Annotated in this window: 12 protein-coding genes; 6 read left to right on the top strand and 6 right to left on the bottom strand. The window is 62.3% G+C overall.

Translation table 11 applies throughout. From position 1 onward, the window contains the following. Window position 1: 1 nt before the first annotated feature. The 4 genes from ACMUOY_RS05320 to ACMUOY_RS05305 all read right to left on the bottom strand — a co-directional run bounded on the left by ACMUOY_RS05320 (window position 2) and on the right by ACMUOY_RS05305 (window position 5,532). The gene (locus ACMUOY_RS05320) at window positions 2-1,390 is read right to left on the bottom strand and encodes an HlyD family type I secretion periplasmic adaptor subunit (RefSeq protein WP_413891658.1); all 1,389 of its coding nucleotides are present in this window, start codon (window positions 1,388-1,390) and stop codon (window positions 2-4) included. Window positions 1,391-1,453: 63 nt separating this feature from the next. Further along, window positions 1,454-3,190 (bottom strand): type I secretion system permease/ATPase, encoded by a 1,737-nt coding sequence (locus ACMUOY_RS05315; protein WP_413891657.1) that lies wholly within the window; start codon window positions 3,188-3,190, stop codon window positions 1,454-1,456. Window positions 3,191-3,217: 27 nt separating this feature from the next. Further along, window positions 3,218-4,930 carry a type I secretion system permease/ATPase gene (locus ACMUOY_RS05310; RefSeq protein ID WP_413891656.1) on the bottom strand — a complete coding sequence of 571 codons (1,713 nt, stop codon included), beginning with the start codon at window positions 4,928-4,930 and terminating at the stop codon, window positions 3,218-3,220. Beyond that, complete coding sequence (locus ACMUOY_RS05305; protein WP_413891655.1) at window positions 4,927-5,532, bottom strand: hypothetical protein; 606 nt, start codon at window positions 5,530-5,532, stop codon at window positions 4,927-4,929. Before ACMUOY_RS05305 ends, ACMUOY_RS05310 begins: the two co-directional genes overlap by 4 nt. A 155-nt stretch (window positions 5,533-5,687) precedes the next feature. Here ACMUOY_RS05305 and ACMUOY_RS05300 point away from each other — a divergent pair, with 155 nt between their 5' ends. From ACMUOY_RS05300 to slmA, 3 genes are all read left to right on the top strand, one after another. Continuing rightward, window positions 5,688-7,001 (top strand): glycosyltransferase family 4 protein, encoded by a 1,314-nt coding sequence (locus ACMUOY_RS05300; RefSeq protein ID WP_413891654.1) that lies wholly within the window; start codon window positions 5,688-5,690, stop codon window positions 6,999-7,001. After that, the gene (argB, locus tag ACMUOY_RS05295) at window positions 6,998-7,891 is read left to right on the top strand and encodes an acetylglutamate kinase (RefSeq protein ID WP_413891653.1); all 894 of its coding nucleotides are present in this window, start codon (window positions 6,998-7,000) and stop codon (window positions 7,889-7,891) included. Before ACMUOY_RS05300 ends, argB begins: the two co-directional genes overlap by 4 nt. Window positions 7,892-8,020: 129 nt before the next feature. Then, window positions 8,021-8,665: a nucleoid occlusion protein SlmA gene (slmA, locus tag ACMUOY_RS05290; RefSeq protein ID WP_413891652.1), complete on the top strand. Its 645-nt coding sequence runs from the start codon at window positions 8,021-8,023 to the stop codon at window positions 8,663-8,665. A 55-nt stretch (window positions 8,666-8,720) separates the two neighbouring features. Here slmA and ACMUOY_RS05285 read toward each other — a convergent pair whose 3' ends face one another. Then, a complete protein-coding gene (locus ACMUOY_RS05285; protein ID WP_413891651.1) occupies window positions 8,721-10,928 on the bottom strand; it encodes a DUF4347 domain-containing protein in 2,208 nt (735 codons plus the stop codon). A 147-nt stretch (window positions 10,929-11,075) separates the two neighbouring features. Further along, window positions 11,076-12,758, bottom strand: coding sequence for a glycosyltransferase family 4 protein (locus tag ACMUOY_RS05280; RefSeq protein WP_413891650.1), 1,683 nt, complete (start codon window positions 12,756-12,758; stop codon window positions 11,076-11,078). Window positions 12,759-12,936: 178 nt separating this feature from the next. Here ACMUOY_RS05280 and ACMUOY_RS05275 point away from each other — a divergent pair, with 178 nt between their 5' ends. From ACMUOY_RS05275 to ACMUOY_RS05265, 3 genes are read left to right on the top strand one after another with little or no spacing between them, the layout of a single operon-like run. Then, window positions 12,937-13,590, top strand: a complete 654-nt coding sequence (locus tag ACMUOY_RS05275) for a TetR/AcrR family transcriptional regulator (RefSeq protein WP_413891649.1) — start codon at window positions 12,937-12,939, stop codon at window positions 13,588-13,590. A gap of 27 nt (window positions 13,591-13,617) precedes the next feature. Further along, the gene (locus ACMUOY_RS05270) at window positions 13,618-15,414 is read left to right on the top strand and encodes an acyl-CoA dehydrogenase C-terminal domain-containing protein (protein ID WP_413891648.1); all 1,797 of its coding nucleotides are present in this window, start codon (window positions 13,618-13,620) and stop codon (window positions 15,412-15,414) included. Window positions 15,415-15,456: 42 nt separating this feature from the next. Then, entirely contained in the window at window positions 15,457-15,894 is a 438-nt protein-coding gene (locus ACMUOY_RS05265; protein ID WP_413891647.1) for a DUF2147 domain-containing protein, read from the top strand. Window positions 15,895-15,909 lie beyond the last annotated feature (15 nt).

Here is a 15,909-nt window from a genome sequence, read left to right as displayed (position 1 = left end):
GTCACTCTTCTTTCATGGCCGCGGCAATGCGCTTCGTCAGCGGATGGGTCAGGTAGGTCAACATGGAGCGCTCCCCGGTCTTGAAGATCACCTCGGCGCCCATGCCCGGCTGCATTTGCCGCTTGCCGAGCTCCTTGAATCCCTCGGGTGTCAGGCCAACACGGGCCAGGTAGTACGTGGTGCGGGTTTGCTCGTCGGTCACCAGGTCTTTGGACACCGAATGCACCACCCCTTTCACCACGAGCGCAGGGCTGTGGGCAAAGGCGGAAAAACGGATGTCCACCGGCTGGCCGGCAACCACCCGGTCGATCATCTGCGGGGGCACGCGCGCATCGAGCAGCAGTTGCTCGTTCTCGGGGACGATATCCAGAATTTTCATGCCGGGCGCGATCACGCTGCCGGCAGTCTGGAAGGCCAGTCCAACGACCTGTCCGGCGGCCGGCGCCTTGATTTCAGTGCGGGCCAGTTCGTTCGACAGGGCGACGAATTTGCCGGAGTCGGCCTGCACCTGGCGCGTGACATCGGCCAGCGAGGTTTCAACTTCCTTGCGAAAATCGGCCCGGCGCCCGATGGCCTTCTGGCGCAATTCCATGATGGCTCGCTGGGTGCGCACCACATTGCCCTGAAGCTCAGCCACGCCCCCTGTGGAGTCGGCGAGGGATCGCTCCAGTTCTCTTTGCCGGTTGCGGGGAACGTAACCCTCCTTGACAAGTTCACGCGTCTGGGCAAGTTCTTCGGCCAGCAGTGCCAGGTGGCTGCGGCGGCTCTCAAGCATGCCTTTGTAGGCTGCGAGCATGCCTTCATTGCCCTGAATGCCTTCTTCGACCGCTTGCAGGTCGGCGGCAAGCGCGGCGCGCCGGGTGACGAACAATTGCTGCTGATTCTGCACATGGCGGGCGATCAGCGGGTCGGAATTCGCGGCCGCGAGCAATTCAGGGTCGAATTCGATGGCGCTGCGACCAGCCTGCTCGGCCAGGAGTCTGCCCTGGACGGCCCGCAGACCAAAGAACTGTTCGCGCACGGCGCCGAGATTGGCCTGCGTCGCGGCGTCGTCCAGCCGCAGCAGCGTTTGACCCGCCGCCACGATGCTGCCCTCCTTGACCAGCACCTCCTTGACAATCCCCCCGGTCTGGTGCTGGACCGGCTTTCGCTTGGTGTCGATCGACACCATGGCGTTGGCGGGCACACCTTCGTCAAGCGGCGCAAAAGCGGCCCACAACAGGAAACCGCCAAAACCGATGCCCAGGGTCCAGAGTCCCACCCGCATGGTGCGGCTGATGGCGGCGCGCGTGGAGTCTTTCTGCGCAGATTCATCGGGTAGCGCGGGGCTCTGGGGGGGGGCGCCAGCCGCGAGCTTGGAGGTGATGAGTGTGGTCAACTTGTCAGGCATGGTGTCGTATCTGGATAGGAATCGGGGTGGGCGTCTGTAAGAGGTGTGATTCGGCGCTGACTCTCAGCGCGTCGCCGGCAATGCCGAAGGAATCGGTGCGGGGCGCCCGGTGGAAGGGGTCTTGAGAATGCTGGCAAGCACCTCGTCGCGGGGGCCCTGGGCCTGTATGCGGCCATCGGCCAGCAACACGATCCGGTCTGCGACGCCCAATGCGTTCGGACGGTGGGTGATCAGAACGATCGTCTTGCCCTTGGCCTTGAGTTCGCGAATGGCCTGCATCAGGGCCTGCTCGCCAGCGTCGTCCAGGTTCGCATTGGGTTCGTCCAGAACAATCAGGCACGGCTCGCCGTAGACCGCGCGCGCCAGCGCAATCCGCTGCCGTTGGCCGCCCGACAGCAATTGGCCGGCTTCGCCGATGGGGGTGTCATAACCCTTGGGAAATCGAAGAATCATCTCGTGCAAGCCGGTGCACTGGGCGGCCGCAATCACGCGTTCGGCGTCAACATCGCCAAACCGGGCGATGTTCTCGGCCAGCGTACCGTCGAACAGTTCGATGTCCTGTGGAAGGTACCCCAGGTACGGGCCGAGTTCGGTTCGGTCCCAACTGTTCATCGGCAAGGCGTCAAGCAGGACTTCGCCTTGAACGGAAGGCCAGATGCCGACCAGCACACGGGCCAGCGTGGATTTTCCGGACCCCGATGGACCGAGAATCGCTGTGACGGTGCCCGGTTCGAAGCGGGCGCTGATGCCTTTGAGGATCGGCGCGATGCGACCCTCCGCCGTTGCGACCACCTCGCGGAGGGTGACGCTGCCGGCTGGCGCGACGCGGCGCAGCGCAGGGTCGCGCTCGGGGTACTCCTCGATCAGCCTTTCCAGCCGCAGGAAAGCCGCCTTGACGCTGGCAACGGTGCGCCAGGTGGAGACGATCTGGTCAATCGGGCCCAGCGCGCGTCCCATCAGCACGTTGCTGGCAATCATGGCGCCGACGGTCATCTGGCCGTCGATGACCAGCAACGCGCCGGCGCCCAGCACCAGCGACTGTTGGCTGTACCGGATGAACTTGCTCCAAGCGGCGATCCGGTGACTCAAGGCTTGCGCGTGGTCATTCTGTTCCAGGTATGTCGCGTGCTTTTTCTCCCATTGCCGGCGCAGGTTGTGGGTCATGCCCATGGACTCCACGACTTCCATGTTCTGGAGCTTGCCTTGAAAATAGGTCTGCGCATCGCCGTATGCTTTGCCCGCGGCTTCCGAGGGTTCCAGGGTGTGCCGGTGGCCAAACCACCCGATGAACCCTTGGACCAGCGCGAACAGGATGGCAAGAGCGCCAAGCCAGGGACTCAGGAGAAACAGCACGCCGATATAGATGGGGGTCCATGGCGCATCAAAGAACGCGAAGACACCTTGCCCGGTCAGGAACTGCCGAACCTGAATCAGGTCGGAGAACGCGCGGGATGGATGGGTGCTGGTCTGGTTCAGGTAAGCCTCGAAGCTGGCGTTGAAAACACGTGTGCTGAGCGCCTGGTCGATGGCGACGCCGACGCGGACCAGCAGTCTGGACCGGAACCATTCGGCCGTTCCCATGACGCCAAGCAGGAACAGGCAGATCAAGGAAACGGCGAGCAAGGTGAGGTCGCTTCCGCTGAGCATGACCCGGTCATAAACCTGTAGCATGTAGAGCGTGGGCGTCAACATCAGCAGGTTGGCGACCATGCTGAACAATCCGACGACGAAGAACTCGCGCCGGAATGCCCAGAGGGCGCGCGTCAGGTCGCTGCGCTCGAAAAATGAAGGTGTGTGCATGGCGTGGCGTTGGAAGAAAAATTGGCTTCAGGTCGTGGCGGGCGCTCGCTGCTGCGCCTGCGAAAGGCCGGCCAATACTTCGTCGCGCGGGCCAAACGCCTGCATTTGTCCGTCTCGCAGTACCAGCATCTTGTCCGCGACCGCGAGGATGCTGGTCCGGTGGGTCATGACCACGAAGGTCGTGCCATTGGCTTTCATCTGGCGGATCGTGTCGGCAAGGGCGGCATCACCTTGGTCGTCGAGGCTGGCATTCGGCTCGTCCAGCACCACGTACACCGGGTCTCCGTAGATGGCTCGAGCCAGTCCGATGCGCTGGCGCTGCCCACCTGACAAAATGGCACCCTCACGTCCGACGGCACTGTGGTAGCCATCGGGGAGTTCGGTGATCAATTCGTGCAGCCCAACCGCGCGCGCGGCGCGCTCGACGAGCCGCATGTCGATGTCGCCAAATCGGGCGATGTTCTCGGCGATCGTGCCCTCGAAAAGCTGGACGCCTTGCGGCAGGTAGCCGATATGGGGCCCAAGCTCGGCCTTGTTCCAGTTGAAAATGTCCACACCGTCGAGCCGCACCTTCCCGACAAAAGCCGGCCAGAGGCCAGTCAGCAGACGCGCCAAGGTTGTTTTTCCGCAAGCCGAAGGGCCTACCACGGCCAGCACTTCGCCGGGGTTGATCCGGAAGGAGACCCCCCGCAGGATTTGAATGTTGCTGTTGGGCGGGCCCGCAACCAGGTTTTCCACGCTCAGCAGGCCCTTCGGCGGGGGCAAGGGCATGCCCGGAGCAGTGGCCGGAATCTTGTTCAGCAGCTCATCCAGCCGCTTCCAGGCGGTCTGGGCATTCACCACCAGTTGCCATTGGCCCACGATCTGCACCAACGGTGCCAGCACGCGTCCGCCGAGGATCGACGCAACGATCATCATGCCCGAGCCACCGGACAATTCGCCATGCAGCAGCACAAGGCAACCGAGTCCAAGGAGCGCGGAGCTCACGACGAGCTGCCAGAATTTCGAGGCAGCGCTGAATCCCCCTGCAAGATCGGATGCCCGGGCCTGGAGTGACATGACGGCGCGCTGACGTTGCATCCAGTGGCCATGGATGTTCTTGAGCATGCCCATGGACTCGATCACCTGGGCGTTTCGAAGCGCGCCATCCGCATATTGTTGGGCCGAGACGGCGGCCATGTTGGCGGTGGTCAGTGGTGGGCGGGTCTTTTTCTCATTGAGCCAGGCAATGGCTGCCTGCACCAGGGCGCCAACAACCGCGGCCCAGCCGAGCCACGCGTTCATCGCGAACACCAAGACGATGAACAACAGCGCCACCGGGACCTCCATCATCGCCAGCAGTGGCGGGGATGAGAGAAACTCCCGTAGCGTCCGAAGATCATTCATGGTCTGCGGTGTGCCACCGGGAATTTTTCGCAGGCCTGCCTGAAAACTCAGGTTGAAGATGCGCTCGCGCAGTGATTCGTCCAGCATCTGTCCGGCCTGGTGCATGACGGTGGTGCGTGCCCAGTCCAGAATTTCCATGACGATGAAGGCGCCAATGACCAATGCGGTGAGCATGGCCAGTGTGGTGTGACTCTGGCTGTTGACGACGCGGTCGTATACCTCAAGCATGTAAACACTGGGCATCAGGATCAGCAGCGAAGTGATCAGGCTGAAGAGGGCGGCGCGCACGAACAGGGGGCGAAGCCTCTCAAGGGCCTCGCGCAATTCCGATGCGTGGGTCGATGGGGGTTTCATGCGGCTTCCTCGATCTGGACATATTTCGGCAGCGGGAGGCCCGCCGGGCGTGCTGAATCGGGCACGGCTGTTGCCGATTCTTCGTTGTCATCCGAGAACCAGAAAGCCAGCTGGTACAGGCCGTCCCGGCGCCGCGACAACACGATTTCGCGCAACTTCTGGTTTTCAAACCGGTCCCGGTCGCGGGGGTGCACGCAGATGTTGAAGTGCATTCGACCGCCCAGCGAGTAGAGCGACAATTGCCCTTCCCTGATGCTCAGGGTGTGACGGTCGAAGTAGACCGGGGAATTGGCGGTGAACCGTAGCAGTGGAAGCGCGCGCTCACCGAGTCGCGCGACGTTGAATGGGCTCGCGGGATGCTGAAATACCAGCCGGCTGGTGCGCGATACTGAATAGATCACGTTGCAAATCATCTGGGAGCCCATGTCCGGGTACTTCTGGCGCAATTCCTTGTAGGCCAGGTGATGCAAGGCGACGCGGTTCCAGACCCGGGACTTCTGCACCAAAGGGGAAAGGGCGTTGCAGGCCTCGGCAAACGTCGCCTGCAAGGCCTGCAAACGGGCGCTTTGCTCTGGCGAAGCGTGCAGAGGGATTCTCAGCATTTTGTTCATATAGGAAAGGAATTCTATCAGAAGTCCTATATGACTTTTTCATGTGCGCTTGTGGCAGCTGTTCGGGATGGTTGGTCATGAAAGCGTGCACCTGTCACGCTACCATTGGCGGAATCGTCGGGTCTTGGGTTGTCAGGAGGTGTGGCTTGGAGTTGTTGTTCATCCATCAGAATTTTCCGGCGCAGTTCACCCATTTGGCCCCGGCGCTTGCCGCGAAGGGCCACCGGGTGACGGCGTTGACCATGCGGCAGGGAGCGCCGGATGTGTGGCAGGGCGTGCACACCGTGAAGTACACACTGCCACGCGGCAACACGCCAGGCATTCATCCATGGGTCGGGGATTTTGAAAGCAAGGTGATTCGGGCGGAGGCTGTTTTCCGCGCCGCTCTGGAACTGAAAGCCGCAGGCTACAGCCCGGATGTGATCGTTGCCCATCCCGGCTGGGGTGAAAGCCTTTTTGTCAAAGATGTCTGGCCCTCTGTGCGGCTTGGGCTGTATTGCGAGTTCTTCTATCGCGCGCATGGGGCCGATGTGGGATTCGACCCGGAGTTCTCGGTGCCTGATCCAGCGATGAGCTGCAGGATTCTGGTCAAGAACGCCCACCTGATGCTGCAATTCGATGCGGCTGACGGTGCCCTGTCGCCAACGCGTTGGCAGGCTGATGGGTACCCCGAGCCGTTTCGTGATCGGATACAGGTTGTTCACGATGGTATCGATACCCGGGTTGTGGCGCCCAGGCCCGGCATTCGCGTGAAATTTCCAGGTTTGGGGGGGCTGGTGCTGTCCAGACAGGACGAAGTCATTACATTTGTCAACCGTAATCTCGAGCCGGGTCGCGGTTACCACGTGCTGATGCGTGCGTTGCCCGCCTTGCTGCGTCGCCGGCGGAATGCGCATGTGCTGATTGTCGGAGGCGACGGTTCAAGTTACGGCCCTGCGCCTAAGGATGGATCGACCTGGAAGAACAAGTTCGCCGAAGAGGCACGTGTTCAGATGAGCGGCGACGAATGGGGTCGCGTGCACTTCCTGGGTAACGTGCCGCATGCCCATTTCGTGGGAATCTTGCAACTTTCCAGTGTTCACATCTACCTGACTTATCCTTTTGTCCTGGGCTGGAGCCTGATCGAAGCGATGAGCGCGGGCTGCGCGATCGTGGCAAGCGCGACACCGCCTGTGCAGGAAGTTGTCGAGCAGGATGTGACGGGCCGCCTGGTGCCGTTTTTCGATCAGGCGGCACTCGTCGAACAGGTGTGCGACTTGTTGGAAAGGCCGAGCGAGCGCGTGCGGCTGGGTGCCAACGCCCGTGCCAAGGCGATTGCCGAGTATGACTTGGTGACGGCCTGCTTGCCTCGGCAGATGCGTTGGGTCGAGTCATTGGCGCAGTGCCGGGTCGGGGCGGCATCGCCAGTTGCGGCACAATCGTCCGAGCCGCCTGAATCACCAACCGAGGCATTCCAATGAGCAATGCAGTTGTTACTGTCACCCCCCGCGACAAGGCCGAAATCCTGGCCCAGGCGCTGCCCTACATCCGCCGCTTCCACGGCAAGACGCTGGTCATCAAGTACGGCGGCAACGCCATGACCGACCCCGCGCTGCAGGCCGCGTTCGCGCAGGACGTGGTGCTGCTCAAGCTGGTGGGCATGAACCCGGTGGTGGTGCACGGCGGCGGGCCGCAGATCGAGAACGCGCTGAACCGCCTGGGCAAGAAGGGCACCTTCATCCAGGGCATGCGTGTCACCGATGCCGAGACCATGGAGGTGGTGGAGTGGGTGCTGGGCGGCGAGGTGCAGCAGGACATCGTGGGCCTGATCAACCAGGCCGGCGGCAAGGCCGTGGGCCTGACCGGGCGTGACGGCGGCCTGATCCGCGCCAGGAAGTTGCGCATGGTCGACCAGAAAGACCCGACCAAGGAGCACGACGTGGGCCAGGTGGGCGACATCGAGTCGATCGACCCGTCGGTGGTGCGGGCCTTGCAGGACGACCAGTTCATTCCGGTGGTGAGCCCGATCGGTTTCGGCGCGGCCAACGAGAGCTACAACATCAACGCCGACGTGGTGGCCGCCAAGCTGGCCACGGTGCTGCAGGCCGAGAAGCTGCTGATGCTGACCAACATTCCGGGCGTGCTCGACCAGCAGGGCCAGCTGCTGCCGGAACTGACGATGCGGCGCATCGACGAGCTGGTGGCCGACGGCACCATCAGTGGCGGCATGATTCCCAAGATCGCCGGCGCGCTCGACGCGGCGCGCAGCGGGGTGCACGCGGTGCACATCATCGACGGGCGCGTGCCGCATGCGATGCTGCTGGAGATCCTGACCGACCAGGCCTACGGCACGATGATCCGCAGCCACTGAGGGCGCGGGCGACGGTCGTTGCGAACCCGGCGCGTTCATTCACATCCGTTTGATGGCCGGCGGTAGCCTCCGCAATTACCCTGACAGGCGCTGTGCGAGAATGAGTTGAACCGCCGCGCCCGACCCGCCATGTCCGACTTCGATGCCCATTCCGTCGCCGAAAACTCCGAACCGGTCACCGAGGCGGCCGGTCGCAAACGCCCCAAGCCGGGCGAGCGGCGGATCCAGATCCTGCAGGCCTTGGCGGCGATGCTGGAGCAGCCCGATGGCGAGCGCATCACCACCGCTGCGTTGGCGGCGCGCCTGCAGGTGAGCGAGGCGGCGCTGTACCGGCACTTCGCGAGCAAGGCGCAGATGTTCGAGGGGCTGATCGAGTTCATCGAGCAGTCGGTGTTTACGCTGATCAACCAGATCACGGCGGCCGGCACGGGCGACGGTGCGCAACAGGTGGCCCGGATCATGGCCATGCTGCTCCAGTTCGGCGAGAAGAACCCCGGCATGGTGCGGGTGATGGTGGGCGACGCGCTGGTGTACGAGAACGAGCGCCTGTTGCAGCGCATGAACCTGTTCTTCGACAAGATCGAGGCCACTTTGCGCAGGGTGCTGTATCAGGTAGAGACGCCCGATGTCTCGCAAACCCCCACTGTGGATGCGCAGGTTCAGGCGTCCCTGTTGACTGCTTTCGCGGTGGGTCGACTGCAGCGTTTTGCGCGCTCAGGATTCAAACGGCTTCCTTCAGAGCATTTGGATGCCTGTCTGGCCAGAGTGCTGTGAAACACCTTGGAGTCGGTAGGCCGCGCGGTTGTCGCCTATTTGGAACGGCGGCCTGTCAAAGGTATTCCAACCCGGTTTGTTGCAGACCGACCAGATCAACATGAGACCGATTGATCTCCAATCCGGAAATCGTCGCTAGAAACTGTGCCTGACTGAGATTTGAGTTTCGTCCGTCCATGAAGCTTACCAGCCAGTCCGTGATTTCAGCATCGGCATCGCCTCCGGTCACGTTGCGAAAGGCCATCTGTGCCAAGGCCGTGTCGGTGTCTGCGCCCGCGATTTCGCTGACCAGACCGACGTCTAGCGCCAATTGAAAGACTTCCGGCACGCCTGATCCCTGATCGATCAAGGCAAGGATTGCTCCTATGGCGGAGGGGACTTGTATCAGTGATGGCGCCAAGACACCTGCAATCGCCACGGCTTGACCGGCGTGTTCTTCGGGCCCGAGGTCCAGTGCGATCCTTCTGTCGGAGAACTTCAGCCGTTCAATGTCTGTCAGTTGATCAATGCCTTCAACGCCGTGCAAGTCCTGAACGCTCCAATGACCTGAGACGGTCGTCAACTGGAAATGCTCGCGGAGGCCACCGAACCGTGCTGTATCGATCCCCGTGCCACCATCGAGTCGGTCGTTGCCGTTCTCGCCACTGAGGGTGTCATTTCCAGCAAAACCCAGCATCTGGTCGTCGAGAGAGGTGCCGATGAGCAGATCGTCACCGTCGCTACCGGCGATGAAGGCATTGGTACCGTGTACGGTGACGACAATATGCTGGGTCATCCCTCCGGCCGTCGAAACACTGAACGTGTCGGTTGAGGTCTGGCCCAGCGCAAGGGCCTGGACGTTCGGCGCGGAGACCGACAGTTCGTACGACCAGTTTCCGCTGGAGCCAATGGAAAATCTCCCGTATGTACCGACCGAGTTTTCTTGGCCATTGATGGCTGCGTCCCCGATGTCGCGATCTGTTGCCGTCAGCGTTCCACCCGCCGTTGTCGGACCATTTCCGCTGACCGCGCCGGTTGTCGTACCGCCAAAGATTGTCGGGTCATCGGCGCCGATGATTTTCAAGGCGTAGGTCGCGGAAGCGAACGCCGTGCCATCCGACACCGTCATCGTGAATGCTTCAATGGCATCGTTCTTCAGGCCTTCGATGGCGCCGTCGTCGGGGGTGTACGTGAACAGTCCGTTTGTCTTGCTGACGGAGAGCGAGCCAAAAGCGCCTTTTGCCTGCACCGTTGAACCGTGGTCTGTGCCGGTCTCGACTCCGTAGATCAAAGTCGTCCCGGGATCGATATCCCTGCCGATCAATCTGCCCAACTTGGGAGCGAACGCATCGTCCACGCCGGTATCCTTGTAGGTTCGTGGATCGAGAGACGAAAGTGAGAAGGTGTACAAGCCGCCGTTGTACAAGCCGGGATCGGTGGCGCGCACCTGTACGTAATACGTTCCAGCGCTGGACACCGGAAACTCGTACGTCGCCGATGCAGTGCCATTCGATGGTCCCGAACTCCTTGTCGAGATGACCTGCATCCTCGAGTCATACCAGGATACCGTCCACAACCCGAAGTTCATGGTGGACGTGTCGAAGGAAAATGCCTGCAACCCGAGTTCTTCAAGCCGGACGCTGAACCAGTCGACGTCGTTCGATCCGAAAAGACCGCCAATCGCCGCGGATGTGAAGGGTGTGGCGAATCCATTTATGTCGTTGTATTCGATTTCGTATGTGGTTGGCGGCGCCGTGTCGATAGAAAGTGTGGGCGCGGTGTTGGCGGTCAAGAACGCGGCTGAAGAAGCGCCATTCAGGGCAGTCGCTTCCACGGCGCCCGCATGAATCTCCAGTATCCAGTCGCCGCCCAGATCTGGCGAACCTGTGGCATTGCTTGATGCGGCGACATCGGCGCCGGTCAGTTCGGCCAACCGTTGCACAAACGACGCGCCTTCCTTACCCAGACCCACGTCGCATCCATACAGCAGGATGTCCCCGCCGTCGTTCAGACAGGACCCAATGCGCATCAGCGCGTCGGCGTAGCGCTCGATGTTCTGGCCGCTCAGTGCAGTGTTTCCCAACCGAAACGAGCTTTGTGCTCCGTGCGACAGAATATGGAGGGAGTCCAGTTGAGCGTGGTTGGCCAGAATATCCAGTAGTTGCAGAATACCGTCGTGTTGCGCATCCAGCATCACCCACTCGCTGTCAATTGGCAGTTCCCGAATTACCTCCAGAGGGTTGGCGATCCCCGAATCGATGACGAACAGGTGGCGGGTGCTCATGTCAACATCCTTCAACGTGGAGTTCTGCTCGGTTGTGCGAATCAGTTGGAACTGAATACCCATGCTTCCCAGATCCGCTCCGGTTTCTGACATCCGTAGGCCGCGGTCGCCAGCGAGTCGATTCCAAAGCGGAGGTGATTGTCGGTTTCATGACAGCGTCGCGGGCGTGCCTGGCGGAAGAACCTTCATTGCACCTAATTTGACCAGCCAGGCCAGGCTGTTCAAGGCGGTGGGGCGCCTGTCAATGGAGAGGGAGCCTGCCAGTTCGGACACACGTTGCGGGCCGCGCGAAGCGGCACTCAGCAAGGTTTGCACCTCTGACGGGGACGGGAGGACCGGCTCGGCGAAGCTGACCATCGCGAGGGTTCGGTAAGTGGATATTCGATGCTCGATGGCCTGCCAGTCGGAGGCTTCGAGAGCCAGCATCGTTTCCGCCGTGAGCGTGACGGTGGCGTAGCTGGAAAATGTGTGAAACGGGTCCATGCGGGCCGGCCAGGGTTGGGTCAGCGGCTTCTGGATGGATGCCAAAGAGCTTCGAATCGTTCCCAGTTCATCCCACAAAGCCTCGTACTTCGGGATGATGGCAACCCAATCGAAGACTTCACGGGCCCGTCGGCGGCCTGATTCGCCCATCCGTCTGCGGAGTTCGGTCGAGGCAAACAGGCGTTCAAAGGCTCGCGCGCCAGCCCGCATATCAACGGCTACCATTGAGCAGGTATAGCCACAGTGCCGGTCATAGCTGTCGATTTCCAGGGCATGGCGCCGTGCCAAGTCAATACCCTGGCCGGCTGCGGGCATCAGGGTCGGGATCCGAAAACCGTCAATGCCGTCGCGCACGGTGTCTCTGTAGCCGTCCCAGTCGGACACCACCACCGGCAGGCCCGCGGCCATCGCCTCGATCGGGGTCAGGCCGAAGGTTTCCTGCAGGTTGTCGGACAGCGAACAGAAGACGTCCGCGCCTGCCCAAGCGCGCTGGCGTGCCTCTGCCTGGCGTCCATCCAGGGTCAGCACCCTCACGTGCGGGCAGACCATCGCAGCCGCAGCCGCGTATGAATTTGCGATCGCTTCGTTGGCATGCCATCCGCATTCGACCAGAAGCACGGATTCGCCTGGGGGGAGCCTCAGCGCCGATGCTTCCAGGGCTTGGTACATCGCCAGCGGGTGTGCTTTGGCATGAAACGACAATCGCCCGGCGTAAAGCACCACGATCGTTCGCTCGTCTGCGCCGAGGGCCAGACGGGCTTGTGCACGCTGGACCTCCGTATGGACGAAATCATCGGCATGAAGGCCCAGCGGGATCACCGGCAGTTGGGGAAGCACCAGTCGCTGGACGCCCAGGCGCGCCCGCAGGTATTCCGCCTGGGCATCAAGAATGCGTTGAATCGACTGCCGGACGGCACTTGACGTGCAGATCACAGCATCCCACGGTTGAACCGGTGAGGTAAGCAGGGAAACGATGCCATCCATCGCGCCGGCCGACGACAGGGTGTGCGTGATGCCGCACAGGCTCCAGGCGCGGTCGCCAAAAAGGGCGCGATTCCAGGCCAGATCACCAATGTGGGGCGCTGGGAAATACACCATGCCGGCTTGCGCCAGGTCCGCCAGATTGTTACGGCTCACCATTTTGACCGGCTCTTTGCGGCCGGCGGCCTTGACGGTTTCGGAAAACTGTCGGGCGTGCTCGGCTTGATCGGATTGAACCCAGAACGCATCGGCACGGCTGTGTTTGAGGTAGCCGCGCAGGAAAGATTCGCCGGCGGCGTTACGACCCATCAACCTGGGGCCGTTGGTGGAATACGCCTCGGGTATGTAGTGAATGGCGGCGCGCATGGCGGAAACCATTGTAGTTTGCAGACAGACATCCAGGCGGTCTTGCGGGCAGTCAGATAGGAGTCGGTGTTTTCCCTGAGGTGCACTAGATATCACCCTCTAGAACCCACCGGACGCTTGGCGGGTCTCCGGATTTCCTGCAAAATAGCACGATCGTTCGTTTTATTTCCAGGAGCCGATGGCCACCACCGACACCGTCAGCCGAGCCGCCGCGCCCAACGGCCGGGAGGGCCGCGCCTTGCAGAAAGGGCAGCAGACCAAGGCCACGATCGTCGACGCGGCGCTCGCGCTGGCGGCGCAGATCGGGCTGGAGGGCTTGAGCATCGGCGCGCTGGCCGAGGTCACGGGCATGAGCAAGTCGGGCGTGTTTGCGCATTTCGGCTCGCGCGAGGAGTTGCAGATCTCGGTGATCCGCGAGTACCACACGCGCTTCGAGCAGGAGGTGTTCTATCCGGCCCTGTCGGCACCGCGCGGACTGCCGCGCCTGCGCGCGATGTTCGGCAACTGGATGAAGCGCACCTCGACCGAAATCGATTCGGGCTGCATCTACATCAGCGGCGCGGTGGAGTTCGACGACCGGCCCGGGCCGGTGCGCGACGCGCTGGCCGAGTCGGTGCACATCTGGCTCGCGGCCATGACCCGCGCGGTGGTGCAGGCCCGCGAAGCCGGGCACCTGCGCGCCGATGCCGACGAGAACCAGGTCGCGTTCGAGATCCATGCGCTGATCCTGGCGCTGCACTACGAGGCACGTTTTCTCAAGTACCCCGGCTCGATGGGCCGTGCCACGACCGGGTTCGACAACATTCTTTCGCGCTACGGCGCGCCCCTCTGATCACCTGTTTCTTCAAGGAGCTTTCACATGCCCAGCTACACCCCTCCCCTGCGCGACATGCAGTTCGTGATGCACGAAGTGTTCAAGGTCACCGACGACTTCAAGGCCATGCCCCATCATGCCGACATCGATGTGGACACGATCAACGCGGTGCTCGAAGAAGCCGGCAAGTTCGCCACCGACGTGATCTTTCCGCTCAACATCAGCGGCGACTCCGAAGGCTGCACGCTCGACCCGGTGACGCATGCGGTGACCACGCCCAAGGGCTTCAAGGAGGCCTACGCACAGTACGTGGCGGGCGGCTGGCCGGCGCTGAGCTCCGACCCCGAGTTCGGCGGCCAGGGCCTGCCGCTGGTGGTCAACCAGTGCTTCTACGAAATGATGAACTCGGCCAACCAGGCCTGGACCATGTACCCGGGGCTGACGCACGGCGCCTATGCGGCGTTGCACACGCACGGCACCGACGAGCAGAAGCAGACCTATCTGGCCAAGATGGTGAGCGGCGAGTGGACCGGCACCATGTGCCTGACCGAGCCGCACTGCGGCACCGACCTGGGCCTGATGCGCAGCAAGGCCGAGCCGCAGGCCGACGGCACCTACCGCATCACCGGCGAGAAGATCTTCATCAGCGCCGGCGAACACGACATGGCCGACAACATCATTCACCTGGTGCTGGCCCGACTGCCCGATGCGCCCCCCGGCATCAAGGGCGTGAGCCTGTTCATCGTGCCCAAGTTCCTGGTCAACAAGGACGGCAGCCTGGGCGCGCGCAACACCGTGTACTGCGGGGGCCTGGAGCACAAGATGGGCATCAAGGCCAACGCCACCGCGCAGATCGTGCTGGACGGCGCCGTGGGCACCATGGTGGGCCAGCCCAACAAGGGCATGCAGGGCATGTTCGTGATGATGAACGCGGCACGCCTGGGCGTGGGCAACCAGTCGCTGGGCCTGACCGAGGTGGCTTACCAGAACGCGTTGGCCTACGCGAAAGAGCGCATCCAGATGCGCAGCCTGTCCGGTCCCAAGGCCAAGGACAAGCCGGCCGACCCGATCATCGTGCACCCGGACGTGCGCAAGATGCTGCTGACGGCCAAGGCCTATGCCGAGGGTGGACGCGCGCTGGCGATCTTCTGCTCGGTGCTGCTGGAAAAATCGCATTTCCATCCCGACGAGAAGGTGCGCAAGGACAGCGAGGAGATGCTGTCGCTGCTCACGCCGATCGTGAAGGCCTTCCTGACCGACAACGGTTGGCAGGCCACCATGATGTGCCAGCAGGTCTATGGCGGCCACGGCTTCATCAAGGAGTGGGGCATGGAGCAGTTCGTGCGCGACGCCCGCATCAACATGATCTACGAAGGCACCAACACGGTTCAGAGCCTGGATCTGCTGGGCCGCAAGATTCTGTCCAACAACGGGGCCACGCTGAAAAAGTTCGGCAAGCTGGTCGGCAGGCTGGTGGAAGAAGAAGGCGTGAACGAAAAGATGGCGGAGTTCGTCACCCCGATCGCGGTGCTGGGCGAGCAGATCACGAAGTTCACCACCGAGATCGGCTTCAAGGGCTTCCAGAACCCGGACGAGGTGGGCGCTGCCGCGGTGGACTACCTGCGCGTGGCGGGCCATCTGGTGTTCGGCTACTTCTTTGCCCGCATGGCGCAGGTGGCGTTGCGGGAAATCGCGGCCGGCAACACCGACCCGTTCTACGCCGCCAAGCTGCAGACGGCGCGTTTCTACTTTGCCAAGCTGTTCCCCGAGACCGCCACGCTGATGCGCACCGCGCGCGCCGGCGCCAAGGTCTTGATGGATACTGAGCTGGCGCTCGCTTGAGCGCGTCCATCCGTCATTTTGAAAAAACGAGGAGATTCCAGCATGAAACGGTCATTGGCAGCTATTTTGTTTGTAGCGTTTTCCGCGTCCGCCCTGGCGCAGGTGTCGCCGGTGGGCGTGTGGAAGACGATCGATGACGAGACCAAGAAGGAGAAATCCCTGGTCCGCATCAAGGAGACCAACGGCGTGTTCACCGGCACGATCGAGAAGTTCCTCGATCCGGCGACCAAGGTCGACGAGGTCTGCGACAAGTGCACCGACGACCGCAAGGGCAAGCCGGTGCTGGGCATGACCATCATCCGCAACATCAAGGCCAGCGCCGACGACAAGGGCATCTGGGACGGGGGCGACATCCTCGACCCGAACAACGGCAAGGTCTACAAGGCGCGGCTCAAGCCGGTGGACGGCGGCAAGAAACTGGAGATGCGCGGCTACATCGGGCCGTTCTACCGCACCCAGGTCTGGCTGCGCGTGGAGTAAGTGTGTAGGACCCCC

It is taken from the genome of Candidatus Skiveiella danica, assembly GCF_022705245.1.
Taxonomy (GTDB): Bacteria; Pseudomonadota; Gammaproteobacteria; order Burkholderiales; family Burkholderiaceae_C; genus Skiveiella; species Skiveiella danica.
This window is presented reverse-complemented; position numbering and strand designations above follow the sequence as displayed.